Here is an 11,608-nt window from a genome sequence, read left to right as displayed (position 1 = left end):
GAGTTAGGGTAGCTTACCCTTGTGATCATCGTGGGATCGGGAGCCCTGGTCTGGCGTGCGGCCGCGTACGCGGTGGCGGAGGGTCGGACGGTCGACGCGGTCGTGCATCCCAGGGGCGAGACGGTGCCCGCGCGGGCGCGCTCGCTCGAGCGCCGGGAGACCGACGACGTGAACGAGCTGGCGAGGTTCCTCGACCAGGCCTGCACCGATCGCCTGGTCTGCTCGACGGGCAACCCGTTCCTGTTCCGCGCGCCGGTGCTGGATCTCGGGCTGACCATCGTGAACATCCACGGCGGGCCGCTGCCCGGCTACCGCGGGCTCCCGGTGGCGGCGGCGGTGTTCGCGATCCTGCGGGCCGAGCCAGAGTTCGGTGTCACGCTGCACCGGGTTGACGCCGGGATCGACACGGGCGCCGTCGTCGACCGGCGGACGTTCCCGTTGCCGGCGGCGGTGACCCTCGAGGAGCTGCTGCTGCAGGTCACGAAGTCCTGTCACGAGATCTTCGTGGACAACCTCGCCGATCTCGGTCGAGCGGCCCCGCCCATCGCGTCCACACCGGACGGTCCGGGGGAGTACTTCGGGATGAAGCGCCTGTCCGGCCTTGCGGAGCACCGCGACCATCCCGCGTTCGCGCGGGCGACGGATCTCGGTGTGCTGGAAGGATTCTACCCGGAGTACGCGACGCTGTTCGCGGCCGCGCGCTGAGAGCGGCTCGCCGAACGGGGCTTCGGCGCCGACCTAGCCGGCGGAGGGCTCGAGCTCACGCGCCTGCCACTCGCCCGGAGTCATGCCGTGGAAGCGGGCGAAGGCGCGGCTGAAGTTCGCGGCGTTGCCGTAGCCGACCTGGCCCGCGACCGCGCCGGGCCGCGTGCCCGCGACCAGCAGGTCGCGGGCCACCCGCATTCGGGTGGCGTGGCGCCAGCCGGCGAACGTCAGGCCCGTTTCGCGCCGGAACGCGGCGTGCACTCCCGGCGGGACCCCGTCGTATGCCCCATCGTCGGTCCGGGCCCCGATCCGGCGGAGGTAGCCCTCGGCCGCCGCACGCGCGCGCCCGTCCGCCGGCAGCGGCACCGCGCGGGAGCGCTCGACGGCGAGTTGGGCGTCGAAAAGACCGACGACGTGGCGGACGTGATACCCGTCGGGGTGCAGGAGGGTGTTCCCGCTGACGGAACAGTGCAGGAGGTACGCGTCCCAGCTCGGGGGGAAGCGTGCCCGCAGCGGCCCCGGGACCTGCACGCAGTCCCCGCACACCTCGCCGAGCGACACCGCGACGGCGCCTGCGGGCAGCACGTTCTCGTACGCCATCCCGGCCGGGAGCCACAGCGCGTCGCCGCGCCGGGTCGCGACCTTCCTGCCCCCGACGTGGGAGCTGCCCTCGCCCCGGTAGATCCAGATGAGCTCGTTCCGGGCGGCGATCCCTCGCACCCGCACGGCGGGGCCGCTCGGGGGGACGTCCGGCGCTCCCGTCCGTGCGGACATCGCCGGGGCATCGGTGCGGTGCCGCATCGCGTAGCTGCGCGGCGCGTCGCCGTAGTGCTCCCGGAACGCCCTGGCGAAGCTCTGCCTGCTGGTGAAACCGGCGAGGGTGGCGGCGTCCGCGACCGACCCTCCCGAGGTGAGGTGATCCCGCGCCGCGGCGAGGCGCCACCGTGCCCGCCACCGCGCGAACGGCAGCCCCGTGTCCTGCTGGAACTGGCGGTGCAGAGTGCTCGCACTACATGCCGTCGCGGCGGCCCACTCCTCGAGCGTGAGGTCCAATGACGGCCGTCGGCGCAGCGCGCGGGCCACGGCGGCCGCCGCGTCGCTCCGCGGTGCGACGGGCGGATCGTCGACGCCCGCCCCCGGGCCGCCCGGACTGCTTCGTGGCAGCTCCGGGCCCGCCGCGGTGAGGACGGCGAGCAGGTCCGACGCCGGCCCTCCCGGCTGGTCCTGCATCCGCTGCGCGTACCGCGCGACGAGCCAGTCCCGCCAGCGATCGTCCACCGCGAACCGGACGACCCGGTCGGGTGCCCCCGGCACCGTGACGGCCGGCACCGACAGGGGGAGGGCGACCGAGCCCGCCTCGGTCCACATCTCGTGGTCGGCACCGGGAGGCAGCCAGATGCCCGTGCCCTCGTCGACGCGCTGGAGCTCCCCGCTGCCGAGACGGACATGGGCCCTGCCGGTGTGCACCCACATCAGCAGGTGCTCCCGCGCGTGGGCGTCCCAGCGCGCGATCTTGCGGCAGGCGGGGATCGGCGGGGGGGCCGCGCTCAGCACGCCGGGGACGCTCCTGTTGGTCGGATGACAACGATATGACCGTTTTCGCACCCATTATGAGGGCACCCTTGCCTAATATCAATCGGTGTCTCCGACGTCGCGCGCCCTTGTCGTGCACCCAGTCACCCTCCGCCGGGTCGAGGTGGCCCGGATCGAGGACGTCACCCCCGGCATGCGGCGGGTGACGTTCACCGGTGCGCAGCTGGAGGCGTTCACCTCCGACAACGGCCTGGCGCAGCCCGCCTTCGTGAGCGGCGGCTTCGACGACGACATCCGCCTCGTCTTCGCCCACCCCGGGCAGCCCGTCCCGGTGCTGCCCACCCAGGGCCGGGGGCGGCTGGACTGGGCGAAGGACGACCGCCCGCTCTACCGCGCCTACACCGTGCGCCGCTTCGACCCCGGCACCGGGGAGCTCGACGTCGACTTCGTGACCCACGGGATCGGGGTCGCGACGACGTGGGCTCAGCGCGCCCGAGCCGGCGACCGTCTCCACTTCTTCGGCCCGCAGTCGTCCGCAGGCCCCGTGCCGCCGTCGGACTGGCTGCTGGTCGCAGGAGACGACACCGCCCTGCCCGCCATCGGCCGGCTGCTCGAGGAGCTACCCGAGGACGCCCGTGCGCAGGTGTTCGTCGAGGTCGCCGAGCGCGGCCACGTCCAGCGCCTGCGGGAGCTGCCGGGGGTCGAGGTCACCTGGCTCGTGCGCGGTGAGGGGGACCTGCTGCTCGACGCGGTCCGCAAGGCGCCGTGGTGGCAGGGCACGCCGTTCGCGTGGATCGCCGGCGAGCGGGGGGTGGTCCGCGAGCTGCGCCGCCACCTCGTCGAGGACCGCACGATGCCTCGCAAGGACATCGACTTCACCGGGTACTGGAAGCACACCGATGTCGTGGTGCTCGCCGACGACGCGGCCACCCCGGACCCCGAGCGCAACACCGACGCGTACGAGAAGTTCCACGAGCTCGCCGATCTCGTGCCGGCGCTCGCGATCCGGGTCGCGGCAGGGCTGGGGCTCGGCGACCTGCTCGCCGCCGGCGCCGCGAGCGGGGCGGAGCTCGCCGCGCGGACGGGCAGCGACGAGCGGGCGCTGGGTAAGCTGCTGCGCTACCTGCACACGATCGGCATTCTCGCCGAGACGACCGGGACCGAGGCCGGGGCGGCCCGCTACACACTGACCGAGGTGGGGGACTTCCTCGCCGACGACTACTGGGCCGACCTCCTCGACCCGGCGAGCGCGCTCGGCCGGCAGGCGCAGGGCATCTTCGGCCTCGCGGAATCCGTCCGTACCGGGAAGGCCTCCTACGCGTCGGTCACCGGGAGCACCTTCGCGCAGCTGCGCGCGGAGCAGAGCTTCTCCGACCAGCTCCTCGACAGCATCGCGGCGGGCGCGGCGTACCTCGGTGCGCCGCTGGCGGACTCCGGCGTGTTCGACGGCGTCGATCACCTCGTCCTGCGCTCCGACGGCGCCGGGGTGGAGGCGCGCGAGATCACCGCCCGGCACCCCGGCATCCGCGTCACGATCAGCGCGCCGCCGGCGCAGGCCGACTGGCTGCGCCGCGACCTGCCCACCTCCGTGCCCGACGCGGGGCAGCGGGCCCGCATCACGGTCGTCACGGAGGCCGGGGTCGATCCCGCCCCCGACGCCGCCACCGTGCTCCTCGTCTTCGCCCTGGGCGCGCTCGGGGACGAGGCGGCGGCCGCCGTGCTGCGCTCCGCGGCCGCGAACCTGCCCGCGGGCGGCCGGGTCCTGCTGATCGAGGACCTGTTCGACCCCGACCACGCCGACGAGCACGACGGCGAGGAGGACCTGCTCGCCCTGACCCGGGACGGCACCGGCCTGCGCACCGAAGCCGAGCTGGGCGCGGTCGTCGCCCTGGCGGGGCTGCGCGAGGCCGGCCGGCGGACGGTCGGCTGGGGCACCGTCATCCGCGAGCTCGTCACCACCTAGAGACCTCCCCCCGATGGAGAAACGGAAAAAGGACACATGAGACAGCACACGACGCGGCGGCGAGTCACCTCGCTGGTCGCAGGCCTGCTCGGGGCCGCACTCGCGCTGACCGGCTGCGCGAGCGGCTCGCAGGCCCCGTCGACGGCACAGCCGGCGGCGCCGTCCGCGGCCGCCGACGCCCCCGTCACGCTCACCACCGCGTACGGCGACATCACGGTGCCGAAGAAGCCGGAGCGGATCGTGGCCCTCGCGGGGCGCCACGTCGAGCTGCTGAACCTCCTCGGCGAGAAGCCGGTCGCGTGGGCGGACTACCTGACCACGGCGGCGGAGGTGCCCGAGTACTACCCCTGGATGAAGGGCACCTACACGACCGATCCCGACCCGAAGCTGTTCACGGCGGACTACCTGCCCGCGCCCGAGGCCATCGCCGCGCTGAAGCCGGACCTGATCCTGACGACGATCTGGCAGACGGACGAGCCGACCTACGCGCAGCTCTCGAAGATCGCGCCGACGTACGTCGGCACCGCGAAGGGCACCAACACCAGCTGGCAGGACGACCTGACCTCGCTGGCCAAGCTGACCCGTCACGACACGTCGATCGTCGCGAAGACGCAGACCCAGTACAACTCGACCTTCGCCGCGGCGGCCGCGAAGCTGCCCGCGCTGAAGGGCAAGTCGTTCTTCATCGCCGCCCTCGGCGAGGGCGACCAGCTCTGGCTGACCGAGTACGCCGCCGCCCCGCTGGTGGCGCTGGGCCTCAAGCCCGGCCCGGGTCAGCCGACCTCCGGTGCGGAGGCCGCGAACGCGCCGAAATACACGCTGGAGAACGCGGACAAGCTCACCGCCGACGTCGTGATCGTCGCCACCGAGCACCGTGACCCCACGGGCGCGTTCAAGGCGAAGCTGCAGGCCGACCCCCGGGTGAAGGCACTGCCCGCCGCGCAGAACAACGCGCTGATCTACCTCGACAGCACGCAGTGGGGCGCCGTCAACGGCGGCAGCGCCGCGAGCGAGGAGTGGTGGCTGGCCGGGATCCTCCCCACCCTGGAGAAGGCCAAGTAGGTCTCCTCACCCGCACCGGAACGGGCCCGGTCGTCCACATCGGACGACCGGGCCCGTTCGGTGTTCAGCGGCCGAGCCGGGTGGCCCAGGCGTCGAGGAGCGCGTCCGCGGTGTCCGGGCCGAGGACCTGCAGGGCGACGCCGTCCGGGGTGAGCGCGTAGCGGGCGACGACCTCGTAGAGGGGTTCGAAGCCCTCGGCGTGGGCGGGATCGGCCTGCGGCCCGAACGACCGGGTCACCAGCACCCCGGGCGCGGGCGCCTTGCGCAGGCGGGCGCGCGAGGTCTTGCCCTGGTGGCGGAGCAGGTCCTGCCACGGGGCGTAGGCCGGCACCTGCTCCGCCCCCGCGCGGACGGGCCAGACGCCCGTGAGCGCGCCCTGCGCCCCGGCCGGCAGGTGGGAGCGCAGGTCCCACTCCATGTCGATCGTGCGCGGGACGTCCGACCACGCGGCCACCGCCGCGCCGAACGCGGCCTGCACGGCGGTCGGGTCGCTCGGGCCCGGCACGGTGCGGGACACGAACCGGACCCGAGGGGCCGGGTCTCCCGGGGCGGGGAGCGCCTGCAGCTCCCCGATCCAGCCGGCCACCGCGGGATCGGCCTCCAGTGCCACGACGCGCTCGGTGAGGGCGGTGGCCGCGGCGGCCACCGACCCGGCGGGCGCCGGCTCGGGCACCTCGGATCCGCCGAGCTCGGCGGCGATCCGGGTGGTCAGCTCGTGCACGGTCGTGCGGTCGGCGGCGAGGCCGTGGACGGCGACGACGAGCTCCGTGCCCGCCCCCCGCGCCTCCGGCCCCGCCGAGGACCTCGCGACCGCCGCGTGCACGGTGCGCCCTGCGGTGATGTCGACGCGGGCGACCAGGTCGGCGCGGATCGCGTCCGCCGCTCCGTCGAGCACCGACGCGCACCCGTCGGCGAGCTCCTCGGAGTACGGGACGATCTCCGTGGTCCACAACAGCTTGTGGCGTGCGGTGACCCGCTGCCGGAGGGCGTCGACGTCGCGCAGCACCGCGCCGACGGCGCCGCGCAGAGCCGCGGCGTCGACCGGACCGGGCAGGGCCACGACCTCCGTGTGGACGAACTCGGCGAGGGACAGGCCGGACAGCCGCAGCCGGTGCTGGGCGACGGTGGGCGCGATCGCGACCGGCTCCACCGCCTCTGCCGGCTCCTCCGGCGCGGCGGGTTCCTGCACCGCGGCGAGCCGGGCCGCCGTGCGATGGGCGAACACGTCCCGCACACCGAGCTCCAGGCCGTGCCCGAGGGCGAGCCGGGCCAGGGCCATCGCGGAGATGCTGTCCCCGCCGAGGGCGAAGAAGTCGTCGTCGACCCCCACGGTCGGGAGACCCAGGACCTCTGCCACAGCCGCGACCAGGGCCCGCTCGGCGTCCGTCGCGGGCTCCCGCGCCGGCGGCGACCGCGTGGGATCCGGTGCCGGGAGTGCCGCCCGGTCCACCTTGCCCGTCGGGGTCAGCGGCAGCGCGTCGAGCACCACCACCAGGGGCGTGACGTACATCGGCAGGGTCGCGGCGACCGCGTCGCGCACCGCCACCTCGTCCAGCCTGTGCCCGTCGACCGCTGTCACGTACCCGACGAGCCGGGTCGCGCGGCCCGACTCGTGCACCGCCGCAGCCGCCTCCCGCACGCCGGGCACCGCGGCGAGCGCCGCCTCGACCTCCTCCAGCTCGACGCGGACGCCGTTGACCTGCACCTGGAAGTCGTGCCGCCCGAGGTAGGCGAGCCGGCCGTCCGCGTCGCGGCGGGCGAGGTCGCCGGTCCGATAGATGCGTCCGCCGGACGGATCGAGGGGATCGGGCACGAACCGGGTCGCCGTCAGGCCGGGCCGGTCGAGGTAGCCACGGGCGAGCTGCACGCCGCCGACATAGATCTCGCCCACCACGCCGTCGGGCACCGGCCGCAACCACGGGTCGAGCAGCAGCGTCCGGGTGCCCGGCACCGCGACGCCGATCGTGACGGGGCCCGCCGGCTCGATCTCGGTGGAGGTGACGTCGCCCGCCACCTCGGACGACCCGTAGGAGTTGACGACCGACGCGCCCGGGGTCACCGCGGCGATCTGTTCGACGACGGCGGGAGTGAGTGCCTCGCCGCTGGAGATCCAGCGTCGGACGCTCGCGAGGCGGGAGCCTCCGGACTCACCGATCGCCCGCAGCAGCGTCGGCACACCCGTCACCTGCGTGACGCCGTGGGTGGAGATCAGGCCGGCCAGCAGGTCGGCGTCGACGGTCTCCGCCTCGTCCGCCACCACGAGCGCGCAGCCGGCCAGCAGGGCGGCCAGGGTCTCGGTCGTGCCGTCGACGAAGCCGATCGAGGACTTGGCGAGGTGCACGCCCGGCCCGTCGATCCCGCCGATCCAGAGCCGTACCGCCCAGTCGAGCCGGTTCGCCAGCGCCGCCTGCGTACCGAGCACGCCTTTGGGAATGCCCGTCGAACCCGAGGTGAAGAGCAGGTACGCGCCGTGGGTGCCCTGCGGTGACGGGCGGTCGGCGTCGGTGAGGGGCAGGGAGGGGAGCGCCGCGAGCCGCTCCGCCACCACCGGGTCGTCGACCAGGACGACGTCGCCTGAGAGTGACACACCGGCGCCCCGCAGCCCGGCGGCGCTGTCGCGCGTGGCCAGCACGACGGCGGGCGCGGCGGCGGTGAGGTGGTGCGTCAGCCGGGCCGCGGGGTGGCGGGGATCGAGCGGGACCACGACGCCGCCCGCGGCGACCACCGCCAGCATCCCGACGACGAGCTCGGGGGAGCGCGGCAGGGCGAGTGCCACCCGGACGTCCGGCCCGACACCACTCGCGACGAGCAGGCGGGCCAAGCGGTGCACCCGCGCGCCCAGCTCGGCATAGGTCCAGCGGACCCTGCCCTGAACGAGTGCGGCGGAGTCGGCGGACGCGGCGAACCGCGCGGCGAAGCGGGGTGCGAGCAGCTCGGGCGGGGCGGCCCCGCCGACCGGAGCCGCCTCGACCACGGCAGATCCCGGCTCGGCCGGAGCGCCCAGCGTCGTGAAGATCGCGGCCGGCCGGTCCCCGCCGTCGATGATCAGCTCCACCACGCGCAGGTAGAGGTCCGCGATCCAGTCGGCCGTGGCGTCGTCGACGGCGCCACGGTCGTTGGTGAGGGCGACCGAGACGGTCTCGTGCAGCGTGACCAGCGTGGTCAGCCGGTAGTGCGGGGCCTGCACGTACTCGACGGCGCTGATGCGGAGCTCGCCGCCGTCCGCGCTCGGCTGCCGCAGGTTCTCGATCGAGAACAGGGTGTCGAACAGCTCTCGGATCCCGAGCCGGTTGTGCACGTCCAGCAGCGGCACGTGCTGGTGGTCGAGCACCGCGGTCTCGGCGGCGACGAACCGGCGCACCACCTCGTCCACGGTGTCCTCGTGCGACCAGCGCACGCGCGTGGGCACCGTGTTGAGCAGCATGCCGACGATCCGGTCGATCCCGTCGACGTCCTCGCCGCGGCCCGCCGTGGTGGACCCGAAGACGACGTCGGTGCTGCTCGTGAGGCAGCCGAGCAGCACGCCCCACGCGGCGGTCATGACCGCGCCCTCGCTCACCGACCGGGAGCGGGCGTAGGCGGTCAGCGCTACCCGGCGGTCGGGGTCGAGCGCGCGACGGCGCCGCCCGAACCCGGCAACCGACCCCGGCACCGGGGGCAGGTGCTCGGCGACCAGCGTGGGGCCCTCGACGCCGTCCAGGTGCTGGGCCCAGGCCTCCACCTCGCGCACCGGGTCGCGGCGGTGGGTCCACCAGCGCAGGAACCCGGTGTGCTGCGGTGGGTCGGTGCCGATGGTCGACTCCGCAGGCTCCGTCTCCGTGGCGCCGCCGCGGTAGGCGGCCATGATGTCGTCCCAGATCAGGGCGACCGACCAGCCATCGGCGACGATGTGGTGCACTGTCTGCACCAGCCGGTGGCGCCCTGCGGTCCCTGGCCGTCCGGTCCCGACAGCGACCAGCGCGTAGCGCATCAGCGGCGGCCGGGCCAGGTCGAACCCGCGCCGGCGCTCCTCCTCCATGACGGCGGCGACGTCCCCGTCGGCGGAGCGCAGGGTGCGGAACTCCGGGGCCCCGGTGGCACCGATCGCGGACACCACCCGGCCGGACCGCGTGAGGTGGAAGCCGGCGGCGAGCGCCCCGTGCCGCGTGACGACCGCGGCCGTGGCCCGCTGCAGCCGCTCGACGTCGAGCGGGCCCTCGAGGTCCACGATCTGCTGGACCACGTAGGGGTCGTCGCCCGGCGCGGCAACGGAGTGGAAGTAGATGCCGGACTGCACCGACGTGACGGGGAGCAGCTCGCGCAGGCCGGTCACCGCGACGGCAATCCCGGTGGCGTCCGCCTCATCGAGGACCACCAGGGGTGCGTCGTCGTCATCGTCCGCGTCGTCGGTGACGGCGGGGCCCTCCCCGGCGAGGAGCCCGGCCAGAAGCCTCGGGGTGCGGCGGGCGATGATGTCGGTGGGGCGCAACGCATGTCCCTCGGCCCGCAGCGCGAGCGCCACGGTCACCGCGACGATGCTGTCGCCGCCAAGGGCGAAGAAGTCGTCGTCGACGCCGACCTCCTCGACGTCGAGAGCCTCGGCGAGGACCTCGCAGAGCAACCGCTCCTCCGAGGTGGAGGGTGCTGTGCGGGTCCCCGGCCCCGGATCGACGGGTGCAGGCAGGGCCTTGCGGTCGATCTTGCCGTTCGCGTTCGCGGGGAAGCGGTCCAGGACCGTCAGGGTCGCCGGCACCATGTAGTCGGGGAGCCGCTCGAGCAGCCAGGTGCGCAGCTCGGCGATGTCGATCCCGGGCCCGGTGACGTAGCCGGCCAGTCTCTCCGCGTCCGTCAGGGTCACGGCCGCCTGGCGCACGAGCGGGTGGCCCGAGATCGCAACCTCGATCTCCTCGAGCTCGACGCGGCGCCCGCGGATCTTCACCTGGTTGTCCGCGCGGCCGAGGAACTCCAGCACACCGTCGGCCGTCCAGCGGGCCAGGTCGCCGGTGCGGTACATCCGGCTGCCGGCCTGATCCGTACCGCTGTCGAAGGGGTTGGCGACGAAGGCGGCGGCGCTCAGTACGGACCGTCCGATATAGCCGCGGCCCAGCAGGAACCCGGCCGCGTACAGCTCGCCGCCCTCGCCGACCGGGGCGGGGTTCAGGTCCTCGTCCAGGACATAGAGCTGGGTGTGCGGGTTGGGACGGCCGATGGAGGTGGCGATCCGCTCCGCGCTGTCGCGGTAGATCACGTGGGAGACGCCGATCGTCGCCTCGGCGGGACCGTAGCCGTGGTAGAGCGTCGTGGTCAGCTGCCGCCGGAAGCGGGCGAACAGGTCCGGCGTCAGCACCTCCCCGCCGCACCACACGTGGCGGAGACCCGTCAGCTCGGAGGCGGCGCCCGCGGGACGGGCGTCGTCCAGGGCGAGCAGGACATCCAACATGGACGACACGAGATAGACGAATGTCACGCGCTCCGCGGCGATCAGCCGCAACAGGTGCTCCGGGTCCTTCTCGCTGCCCGGAGCGGCGATCACCACGCGGCCGCCGGAGACGAGCGGGAGCAGGATCTCGTTGACCGAGATGTCGAAGGCCAACGGCGCCTTGAACAGCGAAGCGTCGTCGGGGCCGAACACGAGCACCTGGTCGCGCTGCCACCGGAGACGCTCGCAGATCGCCTCGTGGCGAATCATGGCGCCCTTGGGCGTACCCGTCGAGCCCGAGGTGAAGATCACGTACGCGAGCCGCCCGCCAGTGATCGGGGGCAGCGGCGGCACGGTCGCGAGAATGTCGTCGGCACTGTCGAGGTTCTCGTCCAGGTCGACGACGATCGGCTCCACCCCGGCCGGAACGTCGTCGCCCGCGGTGACCAGGGCGATCCGCGCCGAGGCCTCGGCGATCACCTGCGCGCGACGGGCCGTGGGCCACTGCGGGTCCACGGGGGCGAACGCGCCGCCGGCCACCATGCTCGCGAGCACGGCGACGACCATCTCGGCCGAGCGGGGCATGCAGATCGCGACGACACCCTCGGTCGGCAGCCCGGCGGCGCGCAGCCGGCACGCGAGGCGCTCGACCCTCGCGTCCAGCTCGCGGTAGGTCATCCGCCGCTCACCGTCGACGAGGGCCGGCGCGTCGGGCGTGGCGCGGACGGCGGCCGCGAACAGCGCGGGGACGGTCTCGGACACCGCGGGCGCGGAGCGGTCGTTCCACCGCTCCTGCAGGGCCGCGACGTCGACTTCACCGTCCCCGGTCCGGGCCGGTCCGGTATCGGGATGTGCGGGGGAGCGCAAGGGTCCTCCTGGACTCGCGTCGGGGCAGCCGGGCCGGTGGCCCCGGCCACGTCGGTGGGTACTGGCAGGCTGCCCTACAT

5 protein-coding genes are annotated in these 11,608 nt (G+C 74.2%); 3 read left to right on the top strand and 2 right to left on the bottom strand.

The features are described 5' to 3' along the window. Positions 1–30 precede the first annotated feature (30 nt). A complete protein-coding gene (locus ABD324_RS01900; RefSeq protein ID WP_344411747.1) occupies positions 31–705 on the top strand; it encodes a formyltransferase family protein in 675 nt (224 codons plus the stop codon). Positions 706–738: 33 nt separating this feature from the next. Here ABD324_RS01900 and ABD324_RS01895 read toward each other — a convergent pair whose 3' ends face one another. Beyond that, the gene (locus ABD324_RS01895) at positions 739–2,259 is read right to left on the bottom strand and encodes an AraC family transcriptional regulator (protein ID WP_344411746.1); all 1,521 of its coding nucleotides are present in this window, start codon (positions 2,257–2,259) and stop codon (positions 739–741) included. Between the two features lie 85 nt (positions 2,260–2,344). Between ABD324_RS01895 and ABD324_RS01890 the strand changes: the two genes are divergently transcribed. Both ABD324_RS01890 and ABD324_RS01885 read left to right on the top strand, forming a co-directional pair. After that, positions 2,345–4,201, top strand: a complete 1,857-nt coding sequence (locus ABD324_RS01890) for an SIP domain-containing protein (protein ID WP_344411745.1) — start codon at positions 2,345–2,347, stop codon at positions 4,199–4,201. Positions 4,202–4,237: 36 nt separating this feature from the next. Beyond that, positions 4,238–5,263 (top strand): ABC transporter substrate-binding protein, encoded by a 1,026-nt coding sequence (locus ABD324_RS01885; protein WP_344411744.1) that lies wholly within the window; start codon positions 4,238–4,240, stop codon positions 5,261–5,263. A 64-nt stretch (positions 5,264–5,327) separates the two neighbouring features. On the opposite strand, the gene ABD324_RS01880 is transcribed toward ABD324_RS01885, so the two are convergent. Next, complete coding sequence (locus ABD324_RS01880) at positions 5,328–11,528, bottom strand: amino acid adenylation domain-containing protein (RefSeq protein WP_344411743.1); 6,201 nt, start codon at positions 11,526–11,528, stop codon at positions 5,328–5,330. Positions 11,529–11,608 lie beyond the last annotated feature (80 nt).

The organism is Pseudonocardia ailaonensis, assembly GCF_039531635.1.
Lineage (GTDB): Bacteria > Actinomycetota > Actinomycetes > Mycobacteriales > Pseudonocardiaceae > Pseudonocardia > Pseudonocardia ailaonensis.
Note: the sequence above shows the minus strand (reverse complement) of the source record. Positions and strands in the feature narration are given on the sequence as shown.

Excerpts from the sequence above, each read along its gene's own strand:
- ABD324_RS01885 (WP_344411744.1), top strand. The coding sequence starts at position 4,238 with ATGAGACAGCACACGACGCGGCGGCGAGTCACCTCGCTGGTCGCAGGC.